This is a genomic window from Micromonospora sp. CPCC 205546 (assembly GCF_036902715.1).
Classification (GTDB): domain Bacteria; phylum Actinomycetota; class Actinomycetes; order Mycobacteriales; family Micromonosporaceae; genus Micromonospora.
On the sequence record NZ_JBAKHL010000040.1, the window covers coordinates 1 to 25,713 of the forward strand.

Consider the following 25,713-nt stretch of genomic DNA (forward strand, 5'->3'; position numbering starts at 1 on the left):
GGGCCGCGGCCCCCCAGTGCGGTCCGTCCTCCCCGGGCCGGAACCGTGGGTCGGGCGTGCCCGGCCGGCCCGCCCCGCCGGCGCCGCGTCGGGCAGGGCGGCGCGCAGCCGGCGTACCTCCGCTCGCCAGCGGGCGGTGGCGCCCGGGTCCGCGCCCGCGCGCAGCCGGCGCCAGGCGGCGGTCAGGTCGTCGCCCGGCCCGGCGACGGAGTCCTCGGCGAGTACGGCCACCAGCTCCGCCGCCCGCTCCGCGCCCACCCGTGCCGCCCCGTCGAGCAGCGCCCGGGCCAGCCGGGGGTGCGCCCCGACCGAGGCGATCGCCCGGCCCCGGTCGGTGATCCGGCCCTGCGCGTCGAGCGCGCCGAGGGTGGTGAGGGTGTCGCGGGCGACGGTCATCGACGCCGCCGGGGGCGGATCGGGCAGGGCCAGCCCGGTGCCGTCCGGCGACCCCCAGGCGGCCAGCTCCAGGGCGAAGCCGGTCAGGTCGGCGGTGCCGATCTCCGGCTCCGGCTGCGCGGCCAGCCGCTCGTGGGTGACCGCCGACCAGCAGCGGTAGACGTGCCCCGGCGCCTCCCGGCCCGCGCGGCCGGCCCGTTGGGTGGCCGCCGCCCGGGACACCGCGACGGTGACCAGCGCGCCCAGGCCACGGGCCAGGTCCATCCGGGCGACCCGGGAGAGCCCGGCGTCCACCACCACCCGCACGCCCGGCACGGTCAGGCTGCTCTCCGCCACCGCCGTGGCCAGCACCACCCGCCGCCGGTCGGCCGGGCGCAGCGCCGCGTCCTGGTCGGCGCCGCGCTGGCGCCCGTGCAGCGGCAGGACGGCGACGGTGTCACGCAGGTCGGCCAGCCGCCCGGCGACCGCGGCGATCTCGCCGGCCCCGGGCAGGAAGACCAGCACGTCCCCGTCGCGCTCGCGCAGCGCCCGGCGCACCGTCGCCGCCACGTGGTCGAGCAGTCCCCGGTCGACCGGGCCGGCCCCGGGCGCGGTCACCGGCCGGGGCGGCGGCGCCCAGATCCGGGCCACCGGGTGCAGGGCCGAGGACGCCCGCACGATGGGCGCGGGGCCGCCCCCGCCGCCGAGCAGCGCGGCGAACCGGTCCGCCTCGGGGGTGGCCGACATCGCCAGCAGCCAGAGGTCGGGGCGCAGGGCGGCGCGGGCCTCCACCGCGAACGCGAGCGCCAGGTCGGCGTCGAGCTGCCGCTCGTGGCACTCGTCGAGCAGCACCGCGCCGGTGCCGGCCAGCTCGGGATCGCGGTGCAGCCGCCGCACCAGCAGCCCGGTGGTGACCACCTCGACGCGGGTCCGCGGCCCGCTGCGGCGCTCGCCGCGCACGGCGTACCCGATCCGCTCGCCGAGCGGCTCGCCGAGCAGGGCGGCCATCCGGCGCGCCGCCGCGCGGGCGGCCACCCGGCGCGGCTGGGCGACCAGCACGCGGCCGGTGACCTCGTCGGCCACGGCCAGCGGGGCGAGGGTCGTCTTGCCGGTCCCGGGCGGGGCGACCAGCACCCCGGCGCCGGTGGCGCGCAGCGCCGCGACCAGCTCCGGCAGCACGGGCCGTACGGGCAGGTCGAGGGGGACGTCCGAGAGCACGGCCCAGTCTCGCACCGCCCCGGGTGGCTCAGTCGGGGCGTACCCCGTCGATGCCGTCGACGAAGGCGTGCCAGGCCGGCGCGGGGAAGGCCAGCACCGGGCCCGGCCGGTCCTTGCTGTCCCGGACGGCGACCCGGTCCCCGACGGCGGCGACCTCCACGCAGTTGCCGTTGCCCACGCTGCGGCTGCTGGTGCGCCACTGGGCCAGGGTCAGGTCGAGCGCGCTCATCGCGGTACCCCCGTCTGTGCCGGCGCGCCGCGTCAGCGGTCACGCAAAGTGACGAGAAGCTTCCGTCAGGCGGGCAAGGGACGCCTCCGGACCGAGTGCCAGCCGGCACATCTCCTCGTGCACAAGGCTATACCCGCGCACCTGTCCGGCCTCCTCCAGAGCCAGTCCCATCGTGAGGTTTTCCAGGTAGACCACGGCGGCGTCCGCGGTGTCGGCGAACGTCAGCACGACGTACGGCGCGTTCATCGCCGGGTGCCCGCCGGCCGAGAACGGAAGTACCTGCAGTGTCACGTTCGGTAGCTGAGAGATCTTCGCCAGGTGGGCCATCTGGTCGGCCATCACGGCGCCGCCACCCACCGGGCGGCAGAGCACCGCCTCGTTGAGCACCACGGACAACTCGACCGGATCGTCGCCGTGCAGCACGTTCTGCCGGTGCAGCCGCGCGGCGACCTTGCGCTCGATCCCGTCCTCGCCCGCGGTGCGCCGGAAGACCTCCCGCGCGTACGCCTCCGTCTGCAGCAGGCCGGGCACCGCCTCGACCTCGTACGTGCGCAGGGTCGCCGCCTCGGCCTCCAGCCCGACGTAGAACTCGAACCACTCCGGCAGCACGTCGCTGTACTTCTGCCACCAGCCGCGCTGCTGCGCCCCGCGGGCTATCTCGATCAGCGCCTCGGCGTCGGCCCCGGTCACCTCGTACAGCGCCAGCGCGGCCCGGACGTCGCGCGGCTTGATGCCGATCTGGGCGTTCTCGATGCGGGACAGGTTGCTCTTGGACATGTCCAGTTGCCGGGCGGCGACGTCCAGGGTCATGCCCGCGCGTTCGCGCAACTGGCGGAGTTCCCGGGCGATGCGGCGGCGGCGGACGGTGGGGCTCGCGGTCACCCTCCGAGTCTGTCACGGGAAGATCCGCAGGTCGCGCCTGCACGGAGTGCAACTTCCACAAACGGGAGTTGCGTTGCAGTCACGGCCGGTGCATCCTTGCCCGGTTGCGATCACTGTGGACAACGCGAGTGGGAGGACCGGTTGCTCATCGCCGACGAGTTCTTCCTGATCACCCACAACGACAGCCGGGGCAAGGCCAAGCTGCACCCGACCGCGACCGGCCTCGGCCTCGCCGCGGGTCTGCTCGGTGAGCTGGTCCTCTACGGACACGTCACCGTCTCCTCCGGACTGGTCACGGTGGTCGACCGCCGTCCGCCGGCGGACGCGCTGGCACACACCGTGCTCGACCAGCTGGTCGGCGAGACGCAGCAGCACCCGGTGCGCACCTGGTTGAGCTTCCTGGCGCAGACCGCCACCACCTCCGTGGGGGATCGGCTGGTCAGGGCGGGCGTGCTGCGCCGGCAGGAGAACCGGCGACTGCTCCGCACCACGGTGAGCTACCTGCCGATCGACCTCAACGCCGTGGCCTGGCCGGCTACCCGGCTGCGCGCCCTGCTCGACCGGCCGGAACCGCCGACCGTGCCCGACGGGACGCTGCTGGGTCTGGTCGTCGCCGCCGGGCTCAGCCGCGAGGTGCTGTGGAGCGCCGGCCCCCGGGCGCACCACCGGCTGGGCGTGCTCGTCCCGGCGCTGCCCCCGCCGCTGCGGGAGCTCGTGGCGCACACCGAGGCCGCGGTCGGCGCCGCCGTGCTGCGCGGCGTCGGCTGACCGGGTCCCCTCCCACCCTCCCTCCCTCGAACCGGAGTACGCGTATGTCGACACCCACGCTCGGCCGATCGAGCAACGTCTCCGAGGCCCTGGCGCGCGGCCGGCTCGGCGTGCCGTCGGTGATCTTCTTCGTCCTCTCGGCCGCCGCCCCACTGACCGTGGTGGCCGGCGTCGTCACCACCGGCTACGGCGTCGTCGGGGTGCTCGGCATCCCGGTGGCCTTCCTGACGGTGGCCGCCGTGCTCGCCCTCTTCTCCATCGGCTACGTGGCCATGGCCCGGCGGATGACCAACGCCGGCGCGTTCTACGCCTACGTCGCGCGGGGCCTGGGCCGCCCGGCCGGCGTCGGCGCGGCCTGGGTGGCGCTGATCGCGTACAACGCCCTCCAGGTGGGCCTCTACGGCACCATCGGCGCCGCGGCCGAGCCGGTGCTGGGCCGCCTGTTCGGGGTGGCTCCCGCGTGGTGGCTGGTGGCGCTGGTCGCCTGGGCGACGGTCGGCGTGCTCGGTCTGCTCCGCGTCGACCTCAACGGTCTGGTGCTGGCGGCACTGCTGGTCGCCGAGATGGTCGTCATCGTCGTGTTCGACCTCGGACAGCTGACCCACCCGGCCGGTGGGGACGTCAGCTTCGCCGCCCTGTCACCGGGGAACCTCGTCGTGCCCGGCGCCGGCGCGGTGCTGGTGCTGGCCATCCTGGGCTTCGTCGGCTTCGAGTCCGCCGTGGTGTTCAGCGAGGAGAGCAAGGACCCGCGGCGGACGGTGCGGTTGGCCACCTACCTCTCCATCGCCATCATCGCGGGGATCTACGCGCTGTCGTCCTGGAGCATGACCGTCGCCGTGGGACCGGACCGGATCGCCGCCGAGGCGGGCGAGCAGAGCATCGGGCTGATCTTCAACCTCGCCGAGGCGCACCTCGGGGGCACCGCCGTCACCATCGGCCAGGCGCTCTTCCTGACCTCGGTGCTCGCCGCGATGATCTCCTTCCACAACACCACCGCCCGGTACGCCTTCGCGCTCGGCCGGGAGCGGGTGCTGCCGGCCGTGTTCGGGCAGACCTCGCCGCGCACCGGGTCGCCCCGGGCGGCCTCCCTCGCGCAGAGCGCGCTCGGGCTGGTGGTGATCGTGCTGTACGCGTTCAACGGCTGGGACCCGGTGGTGCAGCTGTTCTACTGGGTCGGCACGGCCGGCGGCTTCGGGGTGCTGCTGCTGATCGCCACCACCTCGGTCGCGGTGATCGCGTTCTTCGCCCGCGGCCGGGTGGACGAGACACTGTGGCGTCGCGCCGTCGCCCCCGGCCTCGCCGCCGTGGCCCTCGCCGTGATCGTCACCCTGGCGGTGGCGAACTTCGCCGACCTGCTCGGGGTGGCACCGGACTCGCCCCTGCGCTGGGCGGTCCCGGCGGTCTACCCGGTCGCCGCGTTGCTCGGTGTGCTGTGGGGGCTGGTGCTGCGCGGCAGCCGCCCCGACACGTACGCCCGGATCGGTCTGGGCGCGGAGAGCGTGGCGACGACGGTGCCGACGACGCCGCGCGTCCCGAGCGAGATGGGGGTGCGGCGGTGAGCGGCGTACGGGTCGATCGGCTCGGACCGCAGGACACGTCGCTGGTGGCCGGCCGGATCGCCGAGGCGTTCATGGTTCTCGACGCTCCCCGCTGGCTGGTGCCCGACGCCGGGCGGCGGCAGTCCGTGCTGGCCGGGAACTTCGCGATCCTGGTGGACCACGCGATGCGGCACGGCCTCGTCCACGCGACGGCGGACCGGGCGGCGGTGGCGGTCTGGTTCCCGTCCGTGGGCGAACCGGCCCCGCCGCCCGAGCACTACGACGCCCGGCTGGCCGCGGCCTGCGGGGAGTGGACCGACCGGTTCGCGCACCTGGACAAGCTCTTCGAGGCCCATCACCCGCACTCCGACCACCACCACCTGGCGTTCCTCGCCGTCGCCCCGGAGCGGCAGGGGCAGGGGCTGGGCAGCGCGCTGCTGCGGCACCACCACGCCGTTCTCGACGCCGAGGGGGTGCCCGGCTACCTGGAGGCGGCCAGCGAGATCGGCCGCGACCTGTACGCACGGCACGGCTACCAGGTCGACGAGCCGTTCCACCTGCCCGACGGCACGCCGTTCTGGCCCATGTGGCGCGAGCCCGCCCGCTGAACGAACAGGACGGTCATGGCGATACGAAGGCCTCCTGGTCGGCGGAGCGGTTCCTGAACGGTTCCGCTCCACGACCGGAGGCCTTCGTCGTCACTGCCGTCCACGTCGTGCCGTCTCGACCGACGTTCCCGGCCGGCACCCCCTAGTACGTGCCGTCGAGCTGCCCCCGCAGCTTGGTCAGCGCGCGGGCCAGCAGCCGGGAGACGTGCATCTGCGAGACGCCGATCTGCTCGGCGATCTGCGACTGCGTCAGGTTGCCGTAGAACCGCAGCGTGAGGATCTTCTGCTCCCGCTCGTCGAGGGTGGACAGCGCCGGGCCGAGGGCGACCCGCAGCTCGGCCAGCTCGAACTCGCCGTCCTCGCCGCCGAGCATGTCGCCCAGCTCGGTCGCGCGGTCGCCGTCGCCGGTCGGCGTGGAGAGCGAGACCGCGTTGTAGGCGCGGGCACCCTCCAGGCCCTCCAGGACCTCTTCCTCGGTGAGCTTGAGGTGCGCGGCGATGTCGGCGACCGTGGGCGAACGGCCGAGCGTCTGCAGCAGCGTGCTGTTGGCGTCGGAGATGGCCAGCCGCAGCTCCTGGAGGCGACGCGGCACCCGGATGTCCCAGGTGCGGTCGCGGAAGTGCCGCTTGAGCTCGCCGATGATGGTGGGGATCGCGTAGCCGGCGAAGTCGACGCCGCGCGACGGGTCGAACTTGTCGATCGCCTTGATCAGGCCGACCGCGGCGGTCTGGGCCAGGTCGTCGGTGGGCTCGCCCCGGCCGCTGTAGCGGTGGGCGAGGTGGTTGGCGAGCGGCAGCCAGGCCTCGATCGCCCTGTCGCGCAGCGCGGCGCGGGACGGGTGGCCGGCCGGCAGCGCGGCCATCGCGTTGAGCAGATCGGCGGCGCTGTCGGTGAGCGCACGCGGGTCGAGCTTCGGCGTGGTGCTCGGCGCTGTTGTGGCCGCCTTCTCGGTGATCGTTGGCGCGGTCATGGGTGGTCCTCCCTGCACCTCGTCCGCGGATGAAAGACGTGACGCTTAGGTTTAAGTTCAGATGTCCGTTCGGGAGTCACCTTAGCCCGATCGGTCTGACGAAATCTAGCCGAAAGTACGATGTACTTAAGTAATTTTCGTTCATGAAGGGTGCTAAAACGACAAAACCCCGTGGGATGTGAGCCGGCTTACCTCGGGCGCACGGCCAGCCGGCCCGACCAGACATCGAAGAATCCCCATACGGTCGGCCCGGGTCGGCCGCCGAGCGGTCACGGCCGCCCCGGATGACCGGCGTCGAAAGTCGGCCATCCGTCGTTGTCCCGTCGTGGGACGGGCCGTAGCGTGCGGATACCTGCCCCGATCCGGAGGTGCCGTGCTCGACCCCGCCGCTCCCCATCTCGTCGTCAACAGCCGCATGCTCTTCTTCGGCTGGCTGCCGGCGGACCCGGACGCGGTCGCGGCGCTGGTCCCGCACGGGCTGCGTCCGTCCCCCGACCGGTTGGTCTTCATGAACCAGTACGTGGTCGACGACGACAGCCAGACCTCCGGCTTCGGCGCGTACTCGCTGGCCTACCTCGGGGTGGTGCTGGCCGGGGTGGACGCGCCGGGCGGGCTGAACCCCGGCGGCTGGTGGACGCACTACGTGACCTGCAGCGACCGGGTACGCGCCTACGCGGCGACGCGGGGGGCGCCGGCCGTCGCCGGTCGCACCCGCATCGTGCGCCACGGCGAGGAGATCGTCGCCGAGACGGAGATCGACGGCGTGCCGGTGATCCGCGCGCGCTGCCAGGTCGGCGAGACGGGCGGGACGTTCAGCAGCGGCCACCACCGCTACTTCACCACCCGCGACGGACAGTTGCTCAGCTCGGTCTACCCGTACGTCGCCGAACCGGTCGACCCGTTCGTGATCGAGTCGGTGGAGTTCCTGGAGCCGACGCACCCGATCTACGCGCTGCGCCCGGAGAACCCGTTGACGATCGGGTTCGGCTTCTACTCGCCGCGCGCCTCGTTCGCCTACCCCGGTGGGCTGACGGTCCACGCGGACAGCGCCCAGGCCGCGCCCGGTCGGGTCGACGCGCTGTCCGTGCCCGCCTGAGCGCTCACCACGTGCCGGTCCGCCGGGCCCGCAGCGGCCGGCCGTCGGGGTCGTAGACCAGCCGGTACGCCGGCAGTGCCCAGGCCCGGGTGTACCAGGGCAGCCGTTGCGCGCGGTGCGGCAGCAGGCGGCCCGGTGGCCGGGGGCCGGCGCACCCGCCGTCGTACCACCGGCGCAGCGCGTCGGCGCAGGCGGTGACCGCCGCCACGGCGTCGTCGGGGTCGACCAGGTCGGCGTCCTCGCCGCCGTCGGGGTCGCGGTCCAGGTGCTCGCGCCACAGCCGCAGCCGCAGCTCCCGGGCGAAGACCCGGGCGCCGTCGCCGAGGCCGGCCGGATCCGTGGGCACCCGTTCGTCGCGGGTGTCGTCGAGCACCGCGCAGGACAGCTCGCTGTCGTGCGTCCAGGACCGGCGGTTGAAGTTGTCGCTGCCCACACTGGCCCACACGTCGTCGACCACGCAGACCTTGGCGTGCACGTACACCGGATCGCCGGCGTGGTTCTCCACGTCGAAGACGTGCACCCGCTCCGGGGCGGCCCGCTCGCAGAGCGACAGCGCCTGCTCGCGGCCGACCGTGTTCGGCGGCAGCGCCAGCCGGCCGTCCACGTCCGGGTAGCGGGGCACCACGGCCACCAGGTGCAGGCCGGGGTTGTCCCGCAGCGCGCGGGCGAACAGGTCGGCGACCTCGGTGGACCACAGGTACTGGTCCTCCAGGTAGATCAGCCGCCGGGCCCGCCGGACCGCCTTGGTGTAGCCGCGGGCCACCGTGCGCTCGCCGTCCGGGGCGAACGGGTAGCGGGGCCGCACCGCCGGGTAGGTGCGCAGCACCTGCACGTGGTGCGGACCGCAGGACGGCGGGTCGGGCGGCTGCGGCGGCAGCGGGTCGGGCCGCAGGTCCGCCCCGCGCAGCCGGTCCCGCAGGTAGGCGAGCGGGTTCTCCGAGTCCAACGGCATCGGGTCGGTCCACCGCTCCCGGAACGTGGTGTCCAACGCGCCCACCACCGGCCCCCGCACCGCGAGCTGCACGTCGTGCCAGGGCGGGCGGTCCCCGTAGCGGGCGGACATCCGCACCGCCTGCGGGTCGCCCCGGTGCGCGGCGTCGTCGCGCCGGCTGTGGCACAGGTCGATCCCGCCGGCGAAGGCGACGTCCCGTTGCGGCGCCCGGAGGTGGCGCAGCACCACCAGCTTCTGGTGGTGCGAGCCGCCCCGGCGGACCCGCTGGTCGAGCAGCACCTCACCACCGGCGGCGGAGACCGTCTCGCTCAGGGTGCGGTTCTCCGCCTCCGAGTAGGCCAGGAGGTCGAGGTGAGAGCGCCAGATCAGGCCCTTGACCAGCACGCCCCGCTGCGCGGCGCGCGCGAACAGCTGCGCCACGGTCGGCCCGTCCGGGCGCAACCGCTGGTCCGGGTCGCCCCGCCAGTCAGTGAAGAAGAGGTGGTCGCCGGACTCCAGGGCCTCCACCTCGTCGACCAGCCGGTCGAAGTACGCGTCACCGTGAATTAACGGCTCGGCAAGGTTTCCACCGGTCCAGGCGGGTAACTCCGAGACCGGGTTGGCGCGTTCGGCTGCGCTGAGGAACCAGTTGCGCGGTGCCACCGTTCCAGCCCCCCGAGGTCGACAACGTCCTCACGGTAGGACCCGTGTCGCGGGTGCGCATCCCGACCGGCGAGCCGGTGACCCGGGACGACGTCCCCTGACACTCCGCCCGATCACGACGCGAACACCGAGGAGGCACCACCATGCCCGGCGAGACGACGAACTCCGTGACCGAGCACCGCGAGCAGGCGGTCGAGAGTGAGCGGGGTGCGCTGGTGACCGTGTTGCTCATGGTGATCCTGGGCGTCGCGGGCATATTCGCCGTCTCCTGACGCCGCGTCCCGCCGCGCCCGTGGCGCCCCGGAAGGTGCCCGCGCCGGTGGCGCCCCGGAAGGTGCCGGGGCGCCCACCGGCCGCGCGGGCCTCAGGACCTGGGGGTCGGGCCGTCGGTGTGCGGCACCCGCTGCGTGGGGACGACACCGAGCCGGCCGGCCTTGAAGTCCTCGAACGCCTGCAGCAGCTCGTCGCGGGTGTTCATGACGAACGGGCCGTAGTGCGCCACCGGCTCCCGGATGGGCTCGCCGCCCATGATGTAGAGGTCCAGCTCCGGGGTGCGGCCGTCCTGGCTGGCGTCCGCGGCGAAGGTCAGCGCGTCGCCGGGGCCGTGCACGGCGAGCTGGCCCGTGTGCACCGGCCGCCCGTCGGTGCCCACCGTGCCCCGCCCGCCCAGCACGTAGACCAGGGCGTTGAAGTCCGGTCGCCACGGCAGGTCCACCCGCGCGCCGGGTTGCACGGTCACGTGCGTGATGGTGATCGGCGTGTGGGTGGAGCCCGGCCCCCGGTGCCCGGCGATCTCGCCGGCGATCACCCGGATCAGCGCGCCGCCGTCGGGCGTGGTCAGCAGGGCCGCCTCCCGGCCGCGGATGTCCTGGTAGCGGGGCGGGTCCATCTTCGCGGCCCGGGGCAGGTTGACCCAGAGCTGGGTGCCGTGGAACAGCCCGCCGCTGAGCACGAGGTGTTCCGGCGGCGCCTCGATGTGCAGCAGCCCGCTCGCGGCCGTCATCCACTGGGTGTCGCCGTCGGTGATGGTGCCGCCGCCGCCCTGCGAGTCCTGGTGGTCCATGATCCCGTCGATCATGTAGGTGACCGTCTCGAAGCCGCGGTGCGGATGCCAGGCCGTGCCCCGGGGCTCGCCCGGGGCGTAGTCCACCTCGCCCATCTGGTCCAGGTGGATGAACGGGTCCAGCTCGCCGACCGGCACGCCGGCGAACGCCCGGCGGACCGGGAAGCCCTCGCCCTCGTAGCCGCTGGGCGCGGTGGTCAGCCGGCGGACCGGACGGAACGCGGTGGACTCGTCGAGCCGGGGCAGGCGGGGCAGGACGAGCACGTTGTCGACGGTGATGGCGGGCATCGGGGTACTCCCTAGCTGTGGGGGTGGGCGTCGCGGTCCGCGCGCAGGCGCTGGCCGAGTCGCTCGAAGATCCGGGTGAGGCAGGCGACCTCGGCGTCGTCGAGGTCGTCCATCAGGTGGGCCCGCACCGACCGCAGGTGGTGCGGGGCGGCCTCGCGCAGGGCCAGCAGCCCGGCGGCGGTGAGCACGGCCTCGCTGCCGCGGCGGTCGTCCGGACAGGACTCCCGGGCCACCAGGCCACGTCGCTGCATGGTGGTGATCTGGTACGTCAGCCGGCTCGGCGAGAAGACCAGGCGGCTCGCCAACTCTCCCATCCGCAGCCGCTGGCCCGGCGCCTCGGAGAGCAGGACGAGCACGTGGTAGTCGGCGAAGCTGAGCGCGCTGTCGGCGCGCAGGTCGTCCTCCAGGCGCGTGTAGAGCCGCTGGCTCGCCTCGATGTAGGCGCGCCAGGCGGCGAGTCGGGCGGTGTCCAGGCTCTCGGTCACGCCACGACAGTAGCACTTATTCAAAATTTAACTAGTGCTCGTGAGTGCGGTCATCGACCGCCTGTGGAAGGCGTCCTGCAACTTTGAATCAGGTGTCTGCGAGAGCCGGGCGCGCGACGGCGACCGAGGCGCCGTGCGCAGGTCGGCGGCCCCGGTCGCGCCGATCTCTCAGCGGGCGGGCGGCGAGGCCGTCGTGTGCATCCGGCCGAGCAGCTGACGGGCCTGCTCGGCGAACTGCGCGTCGACGATCACCGCGTACTGGCCGGCACGCAGCGAGCTGGCCGAGGTGAAGTCGCGCCGGCCGCCGGTCATCGCGTGGGCGACCGCGCCGAACGCCGCTCCCCAGACCGCACCGACGAGCAGCCCGACCAGGATCACGGCGATCCAGTTGCCGGTCGTGAAGATGCCGAACAGCAGGCCGATGAAGAGCCCGAACCAGGCACCCGTACCGGCGCCGGCCAGGGCCGCCCGGCCGGTCGTCATCCGGCCGAGCACGGTCTCGACCAGGGTGAGGTTCGTGCCGACGATGGCGCTGTGCTCGACGGGGAACCGGTTGTCCGCCAGGTAGTCGACGACCCGCTGGGCGGACGGATAGTCCGGGTACGACCCGATCGTCACGGTGGGCGGGCCGGTCTCCGGGCCGTGCCCGTCCTGACCGGGGGCGCTCGGCCGGCCGGCGGGACCGGACGGGAGGGTGTCGCCGCCCGGCATCCCGGGCCGCCATGCCGAGGTGGGACCCGACGGTGTGGTCATGAGTTCCTCCTTCGTCGAACGCCCGCGTTCCCGCCGCCGTCCGGGGGTAACGCCACCACGACGGCGGATGCCCGCCCCGATGGCGGGGCGCGCGGTCGGCCGGGCGGCGACGCGCTCAGCCGACGGCCGCGCGCAGGTACGCGGCGGTGGCATCGTCGGCCGGGAAGAAGGACTCGACGGAGAGCTCCTCGACGGTGACGTCGAGCGGGGTGCCGAAGGTCGAGACGGTGCTGAGGAAGGCCAGCTCGCCGGTCGGGTGGTGCAGCCGCAGGGGCACCACCACGTCCCCGGCGCGGGGCAGGCCGGCGTCCGGCTCGGCCGGCCCGCCCGGATAGCCGCGCAGCTCGTCGTGGAGCGCGGTCAGCTCGGCGTCGGCGGTCAGCGCCAGGTTGCGGCGCAGTCGGCCCAACAGGTGGGCCCGCCATTCGGCGAGGTTGGCGATCCGGGGCGCCATGCCCTCGGGGTGCAGGGTCAGCCGCAGCGCGTTGGCCGGCGGCCGGAGCAGGTGTGCGGCGGCGCCCTCGGTGAGCAGCGCCAGGGCGGCGTTGCCGGCGACCAGGTTCCAGCGCCGGTCCACCGCCACCGCCGGATACGGCTCGTGCGCCCGCAGGACCCGGCGTACCGCGTCGAGGACCCGCCGCAGCTCGGGGGAGTCCAGCGGGGCCTGGGAGTAGACGGGAGCGTACCCGGCGGCCAGCAGCAGCCGGTTGCGCTCGCGCAGCGGCACGTCGAGATGCTCGGCCAGCCGCAGGACCATCTCCCGGCTCGGTGCGGAGCGCCCGGTCTCCACGAAGCTGAGGTGCCGGGTGGAGACCTCCGCCCCGACCGCGAGGGCGAGCTGGCTGAGCCCGCGCCGTCTGCGCCACTGCCGCAGCAGCGCCCCGACCGGTGCCTGCCGCTTCGCCACCGCCGCCCCCACACGCCGATCCTAGGCGGTGTGCCGGCTGTGTCGCCCCGCCCGCCCGCCCGCGAGCGCGGGCGGGCGGGGCGCGGCGGTCAGGAGCAGGCGGTGCCGTTGAGGGCGAACCCGGTCGGGGTGGGCAGGGCGCCGCCCGGCCAGGTGCCCTGGAAGCCGAGCGAGACCGTGCCGCCCGCGGGCAGGCCGGCGTTCCACGCGGCGTTGCGCGCGGTGATCCGGTCGCCCGACTGGCTCCAGTCGCCGTTCCAGCCGTTGGTCAGCCGGACCCCGGCGCCGGGGGCGAACGTGAGCGTCCAGCCGGCGAGCGCGGCGCCGTGGTTGGTCACCCGCAGTTCGGCGGTGAAGCCGCCGGACCACGAGTTCGGGGTGTACGAGACCGCGCAGCCGCCGGCCGGCGGGGGAGTGGTCGGTGGGGCCGTGGTCGGCGGGGGAGTGGTCGGCGGCGCCGTCGTGGGCGGGGCGGTGGTCGGCGGCGCGGTGGTGGGGGCCGGGCCGGCGGCCACGGCCAGGTCGTACGCCCGCTGCGGCACGAACTGGCCGGCGGGCGCGATGCACCCGTCGGCCTCGCCGGGGAGTTTCACCCACAGGTATGCGTCGATGGCGGAGTCCCCGGTGGCGGTGGTGCTCGGGGTGCCGACGGCCCGCCCGGCCGGGTCGCACCACTCGGAGCCGGCGGGCCCGTTGCCGTTGCGGCTGGTGTCGACGACCGCCCTGAGCCGGGACACCCCGGTCGCCGCGATCACCGCCTTGGCGTAGGCGACCTCGTCGGCGGTGCGCCGGTAGTTGGAGACGTTGAGCGAGATGCCGTCCGCGCTGTTGGCGACGTCCGCGCCGAGCAGCCGGGAGGCGGCCTCGCCGGGGGAGAGCCACGCGGAGTGCCCGATGTCGAAGTAGACCTTCGCGGCGGCCGAGCCCGCCTTGAGCTTCTTGCCGGCGTACGCCATCGAGGCCCTCGTCTCGGCCTGCTGGGCCGCGTTCTGGCAGCTCGTCATGAGCGGCAGCACGTCCGGTTCCAGGACGATGCTCGCCGGTCGTCCGGCCAGACCGGCCGCGACCTGGTCGACCCACTGCCGGTAGGTGGCGTGGTCGGGGGCGCCGCCGCCGCTCGCGCCGCTGCAGTCGCGGTTGGGGATGTTGTAGACGACGAGGATCGGCACCTTGCCGGCGGCGGCCGCCGCCCCGACCAGGGCGTCGACCTCGGACCGTACGGTCGAGGTGTTGGTGCGGGTGAACCAGCGGCCCTGGGGGACGTTCGCGATCCGGTCGGAGATGACGGCGGCCCGAGGGTCGCCGGGGTTGGCCGCGACCCAGGCCGCCGCGGCGGTGGCCGGGTCGACGTAGAAGGCCGAGTCGGCGGCGGCCGCGGCGGGCGCTCGGACGATGCCGACGGCGACGGTGGTGGCGACGGCGAGCGCCGCGGCGGCGCTGGCCGCGGCGAGTGCGGGTCTGCTTCTCACGGGATCTCCCATTCCATCGAGGAGCACCTCTGGAAGCGCTCCCATGCATCGCCGTCAAAATACGTGCCGATCGCGGTGATGTGAAGGGCGCCGACCTTTTCGGGGTGGTGGCCGCGCTGCCGGGCGGCCTCGACGTCGCGGCGGGCGGTCTCGCGCCGGGGGCAGCAGGCGTCCGCGGAGCGCCCCGCGCGTGCGGCGCGGGACGCCGGTCGCCGGGTGGAGAATGGGGGCATGCGCCTGGTGATCACTGCCGACACGCACGTGCCGAAGCGGGCGCGGGACCTGCCGGAGCCGCTCTGGGCGGCGGTCGACGCCGCAGACGTGGTGCTGCACGCCGGGGACTGGGTGGACGAGGCGCTGCTGGACGCCCTGGCCGCGCGGTCGCGCCGCCTCGTCGCGGTCCACGGCAACAACGACGGACCGGCGCTGCGCGCCCGGCTGCCCGAGGTCGCCCGGGTCGAACTCGACGGGCTACGGGTCGCCGTCGTGCACGAGACCGGCCCGAAGGCCGGGCGGGAGAGCCGCTGCGCGGCCCGCTTCCCCGACGCCGACGTGCTGGTCTTCGGCCACTCGCACATCCCCTGGGACAGCGTGGCCCCCGGCGGCCTGCGGCTGCTCAACCCCGGCTCGCCCACCGACCGCCGGGCGCAGCCCCACGCCACCTACCTGACGGCGCGGGTGGCGGCGGGGCAACTCGACGAGGTCGAACTGCACCGCCTGCCACCGCGCCGCCGGACGGTTCACTGACCGCGGCCGGTCTCCTCCTGGAGCTCGTCGATCCGCTTCGAGGCCTCGGCCTTCGTCAGTCCCTCCGGCGGTTCCTCGCCGGCCTCCCGGGCCAGGGTCGCCAGGTAGGACTCCTGGGCGGCGGTCGGCGGCTCCTCGCCGGTGACCCACTCGTCCGGGTCCTTGATGGCGCCCTGCGGGTTGGCCTGGCTGCTGATGCGGTCCGTCATGGTCTCCACCTTCCTTCGAACAGACGTGCCAATACCCCGGACGGCGCCTTTCCATGCGGCCGACGGTCATACGATCGACGGATGGCTGCGCGGGACGGGACGGGTGTGGTGGTGGTCGGCGCGGGCATCGCCGGGGTGGCCTGCGCGACGGAGCTGGCCCGCGCCGGCATCCCGGTGCAGATCCGGGAGCGCGCCCGGGTGCCCGGGGGCCGGATGGCCAGCCGGCGCTTCGACGGACGGCCGGCCGACACCGGCGCCGCCTACTTCACGGTCGACGATCCGGACTTCGCCGGGGTGGCCCACGAGTGGCGCTCGGCCGGCCTGGCCCGCGAGTGGACCGACACCTTCGTCGCGTACGGCGTCGACGGGCGGCGCGAGGTGCCCGGCCCGATGCGCTGGGCGGCGCCCCGGGGGCTGCGCTCGCTCGTGGAGCACCTGGCCCGGGAGCTGCCGGTGACCGTGAACCGGCTCGTGCTCGGCGTCGAGCCGGGGCCGGTGGTGGACGGGGCGCCCTGCGAGGCGGTGGTGCTCGCCATGCCGGGGCCGCAGGCGGCCCTGCTGCTCGACCCGGCCCTGACCGCCGCCACCCGGGCCACGCAGGCCCAGCGCTGGTCGCCGTCGCTGGCCGGGGTGCTGCGTTTCCCGACCCGTCGCTGGCCGGCCTTCCGTGGTGCCTTCGTCAACGACCACCCGCTGCTGAACCTCCTCTGCGACGACGGCGACCGCCGCGGCGACGACGCGCCGGTGCTGGTCGCCCACACCACGCCCGAGTTCGCCGCCGGCCACCTGGCCCAGCCCACCGCGGCCGGCCCGGCGATCGAGGAAGCCGTCCGCGACCTGCTGGGGCTGCCCGAGCCGGCCGAGCACGTGCACGTGCACCGCTGGACCTACGCGAAGCCGACCGCCGGGCCGGGTGGGACGTACCACCTCGACGCCGACGGCGTCGGGCTGGCCGGCGACGCCTTCGGCAAGCCCCGGGTGCAGAGCGCCTGGCTCTCGGGCCGCGATCTCGGCCGGGCCCTCGTCGCCCGCCTGCGCGGGGCGTGAGGAGAGCGCCCCGCCCGCGCGGGGTCAGCCTCCGGCGGCGACGGGTTGGCCGGCCCGGCCGCGCTCCGACGGGTCGGAGGTGCGTTGCCCCGCCCGGTCGAGCAACTGCATCACCGGGGTCGCCGCGACGCCGTGCAGCACCACCGAGACGATCACCACGAGGCCGACCGTCGCCCAGATCAGGTCCGCCTGGGGGAAGTCGGTCTTCGCGGTCGCGTACGCGACGTAGAAGAACGAGCCGACGCCCCGGATGCCGAACAGGGCGATCACCCAGTGCTCGGCCGGCCGGCCGGGTGCCCCGCGCAGCGACAGCCAGCCCACCAGCGGGCGGACCACGAAGACCAGCGCCAGCCCGACCGCGGCGGCCGGCCAGGTCAGCGGGCCCAGCAGGCCGCCCACCACGGCGCCGCCGAAGAGCAGCAGCAACAGCACGGTGAGCAGCCGCTCGACCTGCTCGGCGAAGTCGTGCAGCACGGCGTGGAACTCGTGGGTACGTTCGGCGGCCCGGATCGCCCGCGCGGCCACGAAGACCGCCAGGAAGCCGTACCCGCTCACGAGTTCCACCAGCCCGTACGCCAGGAAGGTCGCGGCCAGCGCGAGGAAGCCCTCGGAGTGCCGGGCCAGCCGAAGCTTGCTCGGGGCCCGGAAGAAGAGCTTGCCGAGCAGCCAGCCGATGAGCCACCCGCCCGCCACCCCGGCCGTCAGCTTCCAGAGCAGGTCCACGCCGACCCAGTGGCCCAGCCAGTCGCCGGGGGCCAGGCTGGTGGTGGCGATGGCGATGGCCGCGTACACGAAGGGGAAGGCCAACCCGTCGTTGAGGCCGGCCTCGGAGGTGAGCGCGAAGCGGACCTCGTCCTCGGAGTCCTCGACGTCGGTGGGCTCGCCGACCTGCACGTCGGCGGCGAGCACCGGGTCGGTGGGGGCCAGGGCCGCCGCCAGCAGCAGCGCGGCGGCCGGCACCAGACCGGCCCACCACCAGCCGAGCAGCGCCACCGCCGCGATGCACAGCGGCATGGCGACGGCCAGCAGCCGCCACGTCGACGACCAGCGGGACCAGCTCAACGGCCGGTCGATCTTCAGGCCGGCGCCCATCAGCGCCACGATGACGCCGATCTCGGTGAGGTGGGTGGCCACGTCGGGGTACGCGAGCGGATCGGGGTTCGGCAGCCCGACCGGGAGCAGGAAGACCACCATGCCCAGCCCGAGGAAGGCGATCGGCATGGACAGCGGCCGGCGTTCCAGCACCCGGGGAAGGATCCCCGCCAGCAGCGCGCCGAGACCGACCACCGCGAACGCCACGTCTACCGGCTCCACGACCCCACCTCTCCGCCTCGCCCACGGCGTGCGGGCAGGTGGTGCAAGTCCTTGCCCCCGGAAGACTTCTCGTATTCCTGTTCGGAGCGACGGAACCGGGGCGGGTCAGCGTGGGCCGGTGACCGGGGAGTCGTCAAGGACGGCGAGCAGCGCGGCGGGGTCCTCGTAGACGGCGACCGCCCCGGCCCCGGCCAGCTCGCCCCGGCCGGTGCCGCCGCAGGTCAGACCGACGCAGGGGATGTCCAGCTCGCCGGCGGCGGCGACGTCCCACACCGAGTCGCCGACGAACACCACGCGTTCGGCGGCGAGGCCGGACTGCTCCAGCGCGGCGACCAGGATGTCCGGCGCCGGCTTGCTCTCCCGCGCGTCCGCCGAACAGGTGACGGTGTGGATCACGTCGTCGGCGGCCAGCGCCCGGCGCAGCGCGCCCACCTCGTGCTCGGCGGCGGAGGTGGCCAGCACCACCCGCAGCCCCCGCTCCGCGCAGGCGCGCAGCAGCTCGGCGGCGCGGGGCAGCGGGACCAGCCGCTCCCAGTACTCGGCGAAGAGGGTGTCGTGGGCGTCGCGCAGCTTCTGGTCCGCGCTGCGGTCGCGCTCCGGGCCGAGGAGGTGGTCGAGCAGCTTGTCCGAGCCCATCCCGATGGCGCGGTGGATGGTCGCCATGGGCATGGGCCGGTCGGTCTGGCGCAGCGCCTCCCACCAGCTGACGGTGTGCAGGTAGGTGGTGTCGACCAGGGTGCCGTCCACGTCGAAGAGGACACCGGCGGGCTTGTCGGTGGGCATGTCGTCCTCCTACCCCTTCGGGACCGGGCTGACGCCACCGTTCACGCGGGCGGGATCAGGATCTCGAACCAGACCGTGGAGCCCCGTACGGTCGGGTCCGTCCCCCACGCGTCGCTCAGCTCCTCGATCAACCCGAGCCCCCGGCCCCGGCTGCTGAGCGTGTCGGTCTGCGCGCGGGTCACCGTTCCCCGGGTGCCCGAGTCGGCGACCGACACCAGCAGCCGTTCCGGGCTGAGGTCGATCTCCACCCGGGCGGCGGTGCCCGCGTGCAGCAGGGCGTTGGTGGTCAGCTCGCTGGTGCACAGCACCGCCGCGCCGATGATCGACTCGGGCACCTGCCACTCCGTGAGCTGCCCGGTCATCCAGTGGCGCACCCGGCTCGGCGCGGTCGGCTCGGCGGGCACCTCCATGCTCGCCGACCGGGACGGCCGCAGCGCGTGCTCCACCGCCAGCACGGCGACGTCGTCCTCGGTGGCGCCGGGCACCGCCGCGGTGGCCACCGCGCACAGCGCGCGGGGATCGCCGCTGCCCGCGCCGGCGACGGCGTCGGCCAGGGCGTCCAGGCCGGTGGTCAGGTCCTGCCAGCGTCGCTCCACCACGCCGTCGCTGAACAGCAGCAGCGTGTCGCCGGGCGCGAAGCGCACCGTGACGGTCGGTGGGCGGCAGCCCAGGCCCAGCGGGGCGCCCGCGGGCACGTCGAGGTATTCGGCGACGGGCTCGCCGCCGGGGGCGCACCGGCGGATCAGCGGGGCCGGGTGACCGGCGCTGGCCAGTGTGAGCCGCTGTCGGTCGGTGTCGACGACCCCGAAGACCACCGTCACGAAGAGCTCGTGCGTGTCGCCCTCCGCGCCCAGGCTGGTGACCAGCCGGTCGAGCCCCGCCAGCACGGCGTCCGGACGCGGATCGGTCAGCGCCAGGGCCCGCAGCGCGGCGCGGACCTGGCCCATCCGGGCCGCGGCCTGCACGTCGTGCCCGGCGACGTCGCCGAGCACGATGCCCAGGCCGCCGTCGGGCAGCAGGAAGGCGTCGTAGAAGTCCCCGCCGGCGGCGTTGCCGTCCACGCCGGGGTCGTAGCGGGCGGCGATGCGCATCCGGGGCAGGTCGGGCAGGTGCTCCGGCAGCATGCTGCGTTGCAGGAGCTGGGCCGTGCCGTGCTGGGTCTCGAACCGGCGGGCCCGCTCGGCGGCCTGCCCGACCAGCTCGGCCGAGGTGGCCAGCAGCGCGCGCCGGGCGGCCGACCAGACGTGCGGACCCTGGTAGCCGACCGTCAGACCGCCGCGCACCACCGAGGCCCGCAGCGGCACCGCCGCGAGCGAGCGGACCTTCTGGTCGTGCCGGTCCACCGCGAACTCGCGCAGCGGCTGACCGTCGTCGACGAAGTGCGGCACGCCGCTGCGGGCGGCGGCCACCACCGGCCCTTCCCCCTCCGGCGGGATGCGCCGCCACAGCGGGGGGAGACGCTCGTCGGCCTCGTCCATCAGCTCGCCACGCACGCGCCGCACCAGCCGCCAGCCGCCGCCGCCCTCGTCGACGGCGAACGAGACCCGGTCGGCGTCGAACGCGGTGATCGCGTAGCGCAGCGCGACCCGGGCCACGTCGTCGAGGGTGAGAGTGCCCGCGAGCGCCGCGGCGAAGTCGCTGAGGCTCTGCAACTGCTGGGTGACCTGGGTGGTCTCCGCGGCCACCGTCAGCACGCCGACGATCCGACCGGAGCTGTCGCGTACGGGGGAGTAGCCCCGGGTGAAGACCGACTGCTCGACCAGGCCGGGACGGCGGTGCAGCGGGAGGGTGGTCTCCTTCTCCAGGAACGGCTCCCCCGAGCGGTAGGTGTGCTCGATGGCGTCCCCGACGCCGGGCAGGTGCCAGGACTCCGCGAGCACCTCGGCCGCCGGCCGGCCCACCGCCTCGGGGTGCCGGTCGCCGATCAGCTCCGCGTACGCGTCGTTGTAGACGAGCAGATGCTCGTCGCCCAGGGTGAGGGCCATCGGGACGGGCGAGGCGAGGAGCAGTTCGGCGGCGGCGCGGACCGCCGGGTCCCACGCCCGCCACGGGCCGAGGGGGGTGTCGTCCCAGTCGTGGCGCAGGACGGCGGCCGCCGTGGCCGACGCGGAGGGCGTTCCCGAGACCGGGGCTGGTGGGTGCGGGACCCGTCCGACCGTTCCTGGCATGACCGCAGCCTAGCCGGAGGCGCGTTCACCCTTTCCGATCATGGCCCGCGCGTCGCAAAGGACGGACGTTCGGGCAGGTCAGGGCCTTTCTGCGGTGACATGTCGGGAAAAACTCGGGGACCGGCACGGCGTGCAGCGTCGGTGACCGGGTAAGCGCGCGGCGCAGTCCATGCGACAGGAGGGACATCATGCCGGAAAGCCTCGCGGTCAGGCAGGTCGACATCGGCGACGCCGTGGCCGACATGTGGAGGTCGGTGCTGCTGTTCATACCGCGGGCCATCGCGTTCATCGCGATCCTCGTGGTCGGATGGCTCATCGCCAAAGCCGTGCTCAAGATCGTCGACACGGCGCTGGAACGGGTCGGCTTCGACAAGGCGGTGGAACGGGGCGGCATCAAGCGCGCGCTCGAACGCACCAAGTACGACGCCAGCGACATCCTGGCGAAGCTGGCGTACTACGCGGTGCTGCTGTTCACCCTGCAGTTCGCCTTCGGGGTGTGGGGACCCAACGCGATCAGTGACCTGATCAGCGGCGTGGTCGCCTGGCTGCCCCGCGCCTTCGTGGCGATCGTCATCGTGGTCGTTGCCGCCGCGATCGCCAACGCCGTCCGGGATCTGGTCACCGGGGCGCTGGGCGGGCTCGCGTACGGCAAGATCCTGGCCGACCTGGTGGCGGTCTTCATCCTCGCGCTGGGTGTGATCGCCGCGCTGAACCAGGTGGGCATCGCCACCACGGTGACCACGCCGGTGCTGATCGCGGTGCTCGCCACGGTGGCCGGCATCCTGATCATCGGCGTCGGCGGCGGTCTGGTGCGGCCGATGCAGAACCGCTGGGAGGGCTGGCTGAACCGGATGGCCGAGGAGTCGCGGGCGGTGCAGGAGCACCGCCGGGCCCGGGACGCCGGTCAGAGCGACGTCGGCCGACAGATGGCCGACCGGCGGGCGGCGGCCGAGCGTACCGAGGTCATGCCGCGCGGGCAGGAGTCCGCGACGACTGGCGGGCGCGGCACCTACCAGTCAGGGAACGTGGGCGACGAGACCCAGCAGTTCCGCCGCTGACCGGGCCGTGAGGCGCAACTTCGGAGGGGTGTCCGCGCAACCGCGGGCGCCCCTCCGGCATGTCCGGCCGGGGTCGCGGAACGCCCGGCCCGTGCCGGTCGGCACGCCGTCCCGGGGCGTCGGTCCAGACCAGCGGGAGCCCGGCCGGTGGCGGCCGGTGCGGCCTGGAGGGGCGCGGTTCAGGCCAGCGGGAGCGGAGCGGCCGCCGGGGCCCCGAGCGAGCGGGTCAGTGCGCAGACCGCGAGCAGCCGCGTGAGCAGCCAGTCCGGCGCGGACCAGTCCACCGGCGCGGCCGGCGGCTGCCAGCCGTGCTCCAGCGCGGCCGCGCGAACGCCCTCCGCGTAGCCGGCGAGCGCGGCGGCGCTCAGCGGCCGGCGGTCGCCGTCCAGGCTCTCCCGCACCGCGGCGGCGTGCTGGTCGACCAGGGCGAGCAGGCCCGGCCGCGCGGCGGCGGCGGCCAGCCCCTCCGCGCCGACGGAGGTGGACAGGAGGGCGAGGGTGGCTCGCGCCGAAGTGACGGCGGAACGGGCCTCGGCCCGGGTGAACGGCACGCGCATGGTGACCGAGGCTATCCGGCCGGCAGCCCCGTCGACCTCGGCCACTCGCGGGTTTTTCGCCCTCCCCCGAACGGTCAGCGGGAGGCGTGGGGGATTGATCCGACGCGGGCGGGGCAGGAGAAGAACCGCCCGTACGGGCACAGCCGACACCCGGAGGAACGGATGGGACGACACGACGACGCGCCGGACGAGCGGCACCGCAGGCCCGCCGGGGTCAGCGACGAGACGGTGGCGGCGCTCGGCAAGCTCAGCGAGGCGCTGGAGTGCGTCGAGCGGGTCCGCGGCCACCTCTACTCGCTGCACCAGTTGGTGGGGCACGCCGACCTGATGCTCGACGACGCCGTGGAGATGTTCCGCGCCGCCGGGCACGACCGCATCGCCGACCGCATCGACACCGATCTGCTGGGCCGCAACGTCATCGCCGGGCGGTGGACGTTCCAGATCGTCGAGGACTTCGACGACGGCTACTACGCCCTCTTCCGCGACCTCGACCGGACCGCCCGGGAGGAACTGGTCGGCGGCCGTCGGCACCTCTACGAGGCGGAGATGAAGGAGCGCCGGCGCAGCCGTGGCCGCCCCGGTCACGAGGCGCGCCCCGACGGTGAGGGCTGACCCCGCGCCGCCGAGGCGTCGTCGCGTCACTCGATGGAGCGGGCGTCCGCCGGGCGGCGCCGGGCCGCGTCGTCGGCGATGATCACGGTAGCCACCATCAGCGCGACGCACAGGCTGAACAACCAGGAGTCGTCCGAGGCGAACTTGGCGGAGACGGGGGCCTGCAACGCGGCGAGGAGGAAGCCGAGCCATGCCAGGCGGCGCTGACGCGTGGAGAGGAAGCCGGAGCCCTGATGCATCCCGAAAGTCTTGCGCGCGACCCGGGCGTTGCCGTCAGCCGAACGGCCGATTCTGGATGAGCTGTCCGTTTTCCCGACCACCCGGACCGTAATCTTCGTCCCACCGGGGGAGGCCGGGTGGCGCCGTGGCCGACGGCGGGCAGGATGGTCCTCCGTGTCCACCGCTCCGCCCCGCGCCTCGCTGCTCCTGCTGGCCTACCTCGCCTTCGTCAGCCTCGGCCTGCCCGACGGACTGATCGGGGTGGGCTGGCCCTCGATCCGGGCCGACTTCGGCGTGCCCACCGAGGCGGTCGGCCTCGTGCTCACCGCCGGCACCGCGGGCTACCTGACCTCCAGCGTGCTGGCCGGCTTCACGCTGGCCCGGCTCGGCGTCGGCTGGCTGCTCGCGGGCAGCACGCTGCTGGCCAGCCTCGCGCTCACCGGCTACGCGTCGGCCCCGGGGCTCGCCCTGATGGTGGGCTGCGCGCTGGTGCTCGGGCTGGGCTCGGGCGCGATCGACTCCGGCCTCAACGCGTACGCTGCCGGCGCCTTCGGCCCCCGGCACATGAACTGGATGCACGCGTTCTTCGGCCTCGGGGTGGCCCTCGGGCCGCTGATCATGACCGGTGCGCTCAGTGCCGGCCTCTCCTGGCGCTGGGGCTACGGCCTGGTGGCGGGGGCCCAGCTCGTGTTGGCCGCCGCGTTCGCGCTGACCGTGCGGGCCTGGCGGGAGCGCGCCCCGGCGGGTGGGCCCGCGGGGTCCGCGCCGGAAACGACCGCCGTCGCCGTGCCGGTACGCGAGACGCTCCGCCTACCGGCGGTCTGGCTCGGCGCGTCGGCCTTCGTCGTCTACGTGGCCATCGAGGTGGCCGCCGGCCTCTGGGCGTTCCTGCTGCTGACCGAGGGACGCGGGCTCGGTCCGGCCGTCGCCGGGGTCTGTGTCTCGGGCTACTGGGGGAGCCTGTTCGTCGGGCGCGTCGTGCAGGGTGTCGTCGCCGAGCGGCTGAGCGCCGCCGCGGTGCTGCGGGGCAGCCTGGTGGCGATGGCGGCCGGAGCCGTGCTGATCGCGCTGCCCGCGCCGGCCTGGGTGGCCGTGGCCGGGCTGTTCGTCGTCGGCTTCGCCGCCGCTCCGGTGTTCCCGCTGCTCACCCTCACCACCGCCGACCGGGTCGGTGCGGCGCACGCGGACCGCGCCATCGGGCTCCAGATCGGCGCGGCGGGGCTGGGCGCCGCGCTGGTGCCGGCCGGGATCGGGGTGCTGCTCGGCAACACCTCGGTGGAGCTGCTCGGGCCGGCGCTGGTCGTGCTCGCGCTGGGTCTGATCGCCCTGCACGCCGCCACCACCCGCCGCCCGGCCCCGGCCCCCGGCTGACGGCGCGGCGCGCGGACCGGCCCGGTCCGCGCGCCGCGTGGCTCACATCGTGTCGGGCCCGGTCCGCCCCGTCGTCGAGGGCCGGTACGCGCGCTCCGGGTCGGTCGGCTCCCGGCCCGCCCCGGCGGCCTGCCCGCCGCGGTCCACCGCCTCCGGGCCGTGCCCGAAGGCGGCCTCCTCGCCGGCGTCGTTCCCCGTCACGTCGTCGGCCTGGCCGTCCAGGGTCGACCGCGCCACGGCCCGGTCCAGTTCCCGCAGGGGAGTCCGTTCCTCGTCCCGCCACACCTTGTCGTCGTCCGTCATACCTGTCGCGGTACCCCGGCCCGGTGCCCGCAAACGACGATGGCCGCCGGGGCGACCGGCGGCCATCGGACGTACGTGCCCGGGGGGCGGGGGATCAGGGCTGCGGGCGGTCCACCTTGCCGCGCCAGGCACCGGTCTCCTGACCGCGCCGCTCGATGAACTGCTTGAACCGCTCCAGGTCGCCCTTCGCGCGCCGGTCGACGACGCCGAGCTTGTCGCCGGCCTGCTCGACCACGCCGTGCGGCTCGAACTCGAGCTGGAGCGTGACCCGCGTGGTGTCCGGGTCCAGGCGGTGGAAGGTCACCACGCCGGCCTGCTGGGTGCCGCCCGTCGAACGCCAGGCGACCCGCTCGTCGGGAAGCTGCTCGGTGATCTCCGCGTCGAACTCCCGCTTCACCCCGGCGATCTCCACCGTCCAGTGGGTCATGGTGTCCGTCAGTTGCCGGACCTCCTGCACCCCCTCCATGAAGTGGGGGAAGTCCTCGAACTGGGTCCACTGGTCGTACGCGGTGCGCACCGGGACGGAGACGTCCACGTGTTCGGTAACGCCACTCATCAGCCATCCTCCTTCATCCGCGGGTGACGAACCGGATCGTGCGGGGATCCGGTCACCAGCGGGTCGTCTCGTTCTTGTGGCCGAGCGCCGCCCACACCTCGGAGATCGTCTGGTAGCGGGTCCCCTCGGGCAGCCGCTCCAGTTCGGCGACGATGTCCGCCGGCGCCTCGTTGTCGCGCGCGTTGGCGATCAGCGCCTCCCGGTCACCGGGCAGGGCGGCCATCGTGATGAACCGGCCGAGCCGGCTGCGCCGCTCGACGTCCTCGGAACTCATCCCCTTGGGCGCGCCCGTACGCAGTTCGCCGGCCGGGGCCGTGGTCGCCTCCGGCTGGTCCTCACCGGCCGGCTCGGGCACCCGGGCCTCGTCGACCCGCGAGCCGCCGGTCCCCGGCCCCTGCACGAGGCCGCTGACCTCCCGGCTCATCTGCTCGTCGACCCTCGGTCCGTGCTTGCTGCTGCCACGTTCCATGCCCTCTGCGCTACCCGGTGGCACGGGCGGTAAACAGGCGCGGGGGCGGTGCGGCCG

The 25,713-nt window shown here is 74.6% G+C and carries 29 protein-coding genes; 10 read left to right on the forward strand and 19 right to left on the reverse strand.

Annotated elements, in window-relative coordinates:
• The 3 genes from V6U77_RS19085 to V6U77_RS19095 form a co-directional block, all read right to left on the reverse strand.
• Positions 1-1,593: helicase-related protein (locus V6U77_RS19085; protein ID WP_334607679.1), on the reverse strand; the 1,593-nt coding region annotated here is incomplete at its 3' end.
• A gap of 28 nt (positions 1,594-1,621) precedes the next feature.
• Positions 1,622-1,822 carry a DUF397 domain-containing protein gene (locus tag V6U77_RS19090; protein ID WP_334607680.1) on the reverse strand — a complete coding sequence of 67 codons (201 nt, stop codon included), beginning with the start codon at positions 1,820-1,822 and terminating at the stop codon, positions 1,622-1,624.
• A gap of 39 nt (positions 1,823-1,861) precedes the next feature.
• Positions 1,862-2,704, reverse strand: coding sequence for a helix-turn-helix domain-containing protein (locus tag V6U77_RS19095; protein ID WP_334607681.1), 843 nt, complete (start codon positions 2,702-2,704; stop codon positions 1,862-1,864).
• A 141-nt stretch (positions 2,705-2,845) separates the two neighbouring features.
• On the opposite strand from V6U77_RS19095, the gene V6U77_RS19100 reads away from it, so the two are divergent.
• Genes V6U77_RS19100 through V6U77_RS19110 form a run of 3 tightly spaced genes read left to right on the forward strand, consistent with a single transcriptional unit; the run spans position 2,846 to position 5,618 of the window.
• Positions 2,846-3,472, forward strand: coding sequence for a GOLPH3/VPS74 family protein (locus tag V6U77_RS19100; protein ID WP_334607682.1), 627 nt, complete (start codon positions 2,846-2,848; stop codon positions 3,470-3,472).
• A gap of 44 nt (positions 3,473-3,516) precedes the next feature.
• Positions 3,517-5,031: an APC family permease gene (locus V6U77_RS19105; protein WP_334607683.1), complete on the forward strand. Its 1,515-nt coding sequence runs from the start codon at positions 3,517-3,519 to the stop codon at positions 5,029-5,031.
• A complete protein-coding gene (locus V6U77_RS19110; RefSeq protein WP_334607684.1) occupies positions 5,028-5,618 on the forward strand; it encodes a GNAT family N-acetyltransferase in 591 nt (196 codons plus the stop codon). Before V6U77_RS19105 ends, V6U77_RS19110 begins: the two co-directional genes overlap by 4 nt.
• Before the next feature lie 142 nt (positions 5,619-5,760).
• Here the strand turns inward: V6U77_RS19110 and V6U77_RS19115 are convergent, their stop codons facing one another.
• Positions 5,761-6,588 carry a SigB/SigF/SigG family RNA polymerase sigma factor gene (locus V6U77_RS19115; protein WP_334607685.1) on the reverse strand — a complete coding sequence of 276 codons (828 nt, stop codon included), beginning with the start codon at positions 6,586-6,588 and terminating at the stop codon, positions 5,761-5,763.
• A 373-nt stretch (positions 6,589-6,961) separates the two neighbouring features.
• Here V6U77_RS19115 and V6U77_RS19120 point away from each other — a divergent pair, with 373 nt between their 5' ends.
• Positions 6,962-7,684: a hypothetical protein gene (locus V6U77_RS19120; protein ID WP_334607686.1), complete on the forward strand. Its 723-nt coding sequence runs from the start codon at positions 6,962-6,964 to the stop codon at positions 7,682-7,684.
• Positions 7,685-7,688: 4 nt separating this feature from the next.
• On the opposite strand, the gene V6U77_RS19125 is transcribed toward V6U77_RS19120, so the two are convergent.
• A complete protein-coding gene (locus V6U77_RS19125) occupies positions 7,689-9,278 on the reverse strand; it encodes a phospholipase D family protein (RefSeq protein WP_334607687.1) in 1,590 nt (529 codons plus the stop codon).
• Positions 9,279-9,421: 143 nt separating this feature from the next.
• Here V6U77_RS19125 and V6U77_RS19130 point away from each other — a divergent pair, with 143 nt between their 5' ends.
• Positions 9,422-9,550, forward strand: coding sequence for a hypothetical protein (locus tag V6U77_RS19130; protein WP_334607688.1), 129 nt, complete (start codon positions 9,422-9,424; stop codon positions 9,548-9,550).
• A gap of 92 nt (positions 9,551-9,642) precedes the next feature.
• On the opposite strand, the gene V6U77_RS19135 is transcribed toward V6U77_RS19130, so the two are convergent.
• The 5 genes from V6U77_RS19135 to V6U77_RS19155 form a co-directional block, all read right to left on the reverse strand.
• Positions 9,643-10,629, reverse strand: a complete 987-nt coding sequence (locus V6U77_RS19135) for a pirin family protein (protein ID WP_334607689.1) — start codon at positions 10,627-10,629, stop codon at positions 9,643-9,645.
• Positions 10,630-10,640: 11 nt separating this feature from the next.
• Entirely contained in the window at positions 10,641-11,114 is a 474-nt protein-coding gene (locus V6U77_RS19140) for a MarR family winged helix-turn-helix transcriptional regulator (RefSeq protein WP_334607690.1), read from the reverse strand.
• Positions 11,115-11,282: 168 nt separating this feature from the next.
• A complete protein-coding gene (locus tag V6U77_RS19145) occupies positions 11,283-11,867 on the reverse strand; it encodes a general stress protein (protein ID WP_334607691.1) in 585 nt (194 codons plus the stop codon).
• Between the two features lie 115 nt (positions 11,868-11,982).
• Entirely contained in the window at positions 11,983-12,774 is a 792-nt protein-coding gene (locus V6U77_RS19150; RefSeq protein ID WP_442934461.1) for a helix-turn-helix domain-containing protein, read from the reverse strand.
• A gap of 89 nt (positions 12,775-12,863) precedes the next feature.
• Complete coding sequence (locus V6U77_RS19155; protein WP_334607693.1) at positions 12,864-14,243, reverse strand: glycoside hydrolase family 6 protein; 1,380 nt, start codon at positions 14,241-14,243, stop codon at positions 12,864-12,866.
• Between the two features lie 231 nt (positions 14,244-14,474).
• Between V6U77_RS19155 and V6U77_RS19160 the strand changes: the two genes are divergently transcribed.
• The gene (locus V6U77_RS19160; RefSeq protein ID WP_334607694.1) at positions 14,475-14,990 is read left to right on the forward strand and encodes a metallophosphoesterase family protein; all 516 of its coding nucleotides are present in this window, start codon (positions 14,475-14,477) and stop codon (positions 14,988-14,990) included.
• Here the strand turns inward: V6U77_RS19160 and V6U77_RS19165 are convergent.
• Positions 14,984-15,199, reverse strand: coding sequence for a DUF3072 domain-containing protein (locus tag V6U77_RS19165; RefSeq protein ID WP_334607695.1), 216 nt, complete (start codon positions 15,197-15,199; stop codon positions 14,984-14,986). The two genes, V6U77_RS19160 and V6U77_RS19165, sit on opposite strands and share 7 nt — an antisense overlap.
• 105 nt (positions 15,200-15,304) lie before the next feature.
• On the opposite strand from V6U77_RS19165, the gene V6U77_RS19170 reads away from it, so the two are divergent.
• On the forward strand, positions 15,305-16,246 hold the full coding sequence (locus V6U77_RS19170) for an NAD(P)/FAD-dependent oxidoreductase (protein ID WP_334607745.1): 942 nt from the start codon (positions 15,305-15,307) through the stop codon (positions 16,244-16,246).
• Between the two features lie 24 nt (positions 16,247-16,270).
• On the opposite strand, the gene V6U77_RS19175 is transcribed toward V6U77_RS19170, so the two are convergent.
• The 3 genes from V6U77_RS19175 to V6U77_RS19185 form a co-directional block, all read right to left on the reverse strand.
• On the reverse strand, positions 16,271-17,560 hold the full coding sequence (locus V6U77_RS19175) for a cation:proton antiporter (protein ID WP_334607696.1): 1,290 nt from the start codon (positions 17,558-17,560) through the stop codon (positions 16,271-16,273).
• 105 nt (positions 17,561-17,665) lie between these two features.
• Complete coding sequence (locus V6U77_RS19180; protein WP_334607697.1) at positions 17,666-18,343, reverse strand: HAD family hydrolase; 678 nt, start codon at positions 18,341-18,343, stop codon at positions 17,666-17,668.
• A 41-nt stretch (positions 18,344-18,384) separates the two neighbouring features.
• Positions 18,385-20,511: an ATP-binding SpoIIE family protein phosphatase gene (locus V6U77_RS19185; RefSeq protein WP_334607698.1), complete on the reverse strand. Its 2,127-nt coding sequence runs from the start codon at positions 20,509-20,511 to the stop codon at positions 18,385-18,387.
• Between the two features lie 188 nt (positions 20,512-20,699).
• On the opposite strand from V6U77_RS19185, the gene V6U77_RS19190 reads away from it, so the two are divergent.
• Positions 20,700-21,569 carry a mechanosensitive ion channel family protein gene (locus tag V6U77_RS19190; protein WP_334607699.1) on the forward strand — a complete coding sequence of 290 codons (870 nt, stop codon included), beginning with the start codon at positions 20,700-20,702 and terminating at the stop codon, positions 21,567-21,569.
• Positions 21,570-21,748: 179 nt separating this feature from the next.
• On the opposite strand, the gene V6U77_RS19195 is transcribed toward V6U77_RS19190, so the two are convergent.
• Positions 21,749-22,126 (reverse strand): DUF6401 family natural product biosynthesis protein, encoded by a 378-nt coding sequence (locus V6U77_RS19195; protein WP_334607700.1) that lies wholly within the window; start codon positions 22,124-22,126, stop codon positions 21,749-21,751.
• 162 nt (positions 22,127-22,288) lie between these two features.
• Here V6U77_RS19195 and V6U77_RS19200 point away from each other — a divergent pair, with 162 nt between their 5' ends.
• On the forward strand, positions 22,289-22,738 hold the full coding sequence (locus tag V6U77_RS19200; RefSeq protein WP_334607701.1) for a hypothetical protein: 450 nt from the start codon (positions 22,289-22,291) through the stop codon (positions 22,736-22,738).
• A gap of 26 nt (positions 22,739-22,764) precedes the next feature.
• Here the strand turns inward: V6U77_RS19200 and V6U77_RS19205 are convergent, their stop codons facing one another.
• The gene (locus V6U77_RS19205) at positions 22,765-22,977 is read right to left on the reverse strand and encodes a hypothetical protein (protein ID WP_334607702.1); all 213 of its coding nucleotides are present in this window, start codon (positions 22,975-22,977) and stop codon (positions 22,765-22,767) included.
• A gap of 154 nt (positions 22,978-23,131) precedes the next feature.
• Between V6U77_RS19205 and V6U77_RS19210 the strand changes: the two genes are divergently transcribed.
• Positions 23,132-24,328, forward strand: a complete 1,197-nt coding sequence (locus tag V6U77_RS19210; RefSeq protein ID WP_334607703.1) for an MFS transporter — start codon at positions 23,132-23,134, stop codon at positions 24,326-24,328.
• 42 nt (positions 24,329-24,370) lie between these two features.
• Here the strand turns inward: V6U77_RS19210 and V6U77_RS19215 are convergent, their stop codons facing one another.
• The 3 genes from V6U77_RS19215 to V6U77_RS19225 form a co-directional block, all read right to left on the reverse strand.
• Complete coding sequence (locus V6U77_RS19215; protein ID WP_334607705.1) at positions 24,371-24,631, reverse strand: hypothetical protein; 261 nt, start codon at positions 24,629-24,631, stop codon at positions 24,371-24,373.
• A 94-nt stretch (positions 24,632-24,725) separates the two neighbouring features.
• Positions 24,726-25,187, reverse strand: coding sequence for an SRPBCC family protein (locus tag V6U77_RS19220; protein WP_151455771.1), 462 nt, complete (start codon positions 25,185-25,187; stop codon positions 24,726-24,728).
• Positions 25,188-25,239: 52 nt separating this feature from the next.
• Positions 25,240-25,656, reverse strand: a complete 417-nt coding sequence (locus tag V6U77_RS19225; protein ID WP_334607706.1) for a DUF2795 domain-containing protein — start codon at positions 25,654-25,656, stop codon at positions 25,240-25,242.
• Between the last annotated feature and the right edge of the window lie 57 nt (positions 25,657-25,713).

Bases quoted from the DNA above. Each gene is read 5' to 3' on its own strand.
- V6U77_RS19160 (WP_334607694.1), top strand. From the start codon at position 14,475: ATGCGCCTGGTGATCACTGCCGACACGCACGTGCCGAAGCGGGCGCGG.
- V6U77_RS19145 (WP_334607691.1), bottom strand. From the start codon at position 11,867: ATGACCACACCGTCGGGTCCCACCTCGGCATGGCGGCCCGGGATGCCG.
- V6U77_RS19225 (WP_334607706.1), bottom strand. From the start codon at position 25,656: ATGGAACGTGGCAGCAGCAAGCACGGACCGAGGGTCGACGAGCAGATG.
- V6U77_RS19185 (WP_334607698.1), bottom strand. From the start codon at position 20,511: ATGCCAGGAACGGTCGGACGGGTCCCGCACCCACCAGCCCCGGTCTCG.
- V6U77_RS19115 (WP_334607685.1), bottom strand. From the start codon at position 6,588: ATGACCGCGCCAACGATCACCGAGAAGGCGGCCACAACAGCGCCGAGC.
- V6U77_RS19215 (WP_334607705.1), bottom strand. From the start codon at position 24,631: ATGACGGACGACGACAAGGTGTGGCGGGACGAGGAACGGACTCCCCTG.
- V6U77_RS19130 (WP_334607688.1), top strand. From the start codon at position 9,422: ATGCCCGGCGAGACGACGAACTCCGTGACCGAGCACCGCGAGCAGGCG.
- V6U77_RS19135 (WP_334607689.1), bottom strand. From the start codon at position 10,629: ATGCCCGCCATCACCGTCGACAACGTGCTCGTCCTGCCCCGCCTGCCC.
- V6U77_RS19090 (WP_334607680.1), bottom strand. From the start codon at position 1,822: ATGAGCGCGCTCGACCTGACCCTGGCCCAGTGGCGCACCAGCAGCCGC.
- V6U77_RS19205 (WP_334607702.1), bottom strand. From the start codon at position 22,977: ATGCATCAGGGCTCCGGCTTCCTCTCCACGCGTCAGCGCCGCCTGGCA.
- V6U77_RS19180 (WP_334607697.1), bottom strand. From the start codon at position 18,343: ATGCCCACCGACAAGCCCGCCGGTGTCCTCTTCGACGTGGACGGCACC.
- V6U77_RS19220 (WP_151455771.1), bottom strand. From the start codon at position 25,187: ATGAGTGGCGTTACCGAACACGTGGACGTCTCCGTCCCGGTGCGCACC.
- V6U77_RS19105 (WP_334607683.1), top strand. From the start codon at position 3,517: ATGTCGACACCCACGCTCGGCCGATCGAGCAACGTCTCCGAGGCCCTG.
- V6U77_RS19165 (WP_334607695.1), bottom strand. From the start codon at position 15,199: ATGACGGACCGCATCAGCAGCCAGGCCAACCCGCAGGGCGCCATCAAG.
- V6U77_RS19200 (WP_334607701.1), top strand. From the start codon at position 22,289: ATGGGACGACACGACGACGCGCCGGACGAGCGGCACCGCAGGCCCGCC.
- V6U77_RS19195 (WP_334607700.1), bottom strand. From the start codon at position 22,126: ATGCGCGTGCCGTTCACCCGGGCCGAGGCCCGTTCCGCCGTCACTTCG.
- V6U77_RS19190 (WP_334607699.1), top strand. From the start codon at position 20,700: ATGCCGGAAAGCCTCGCGGTCAGGCAGGTCGACATCGGCGACGCCGTG.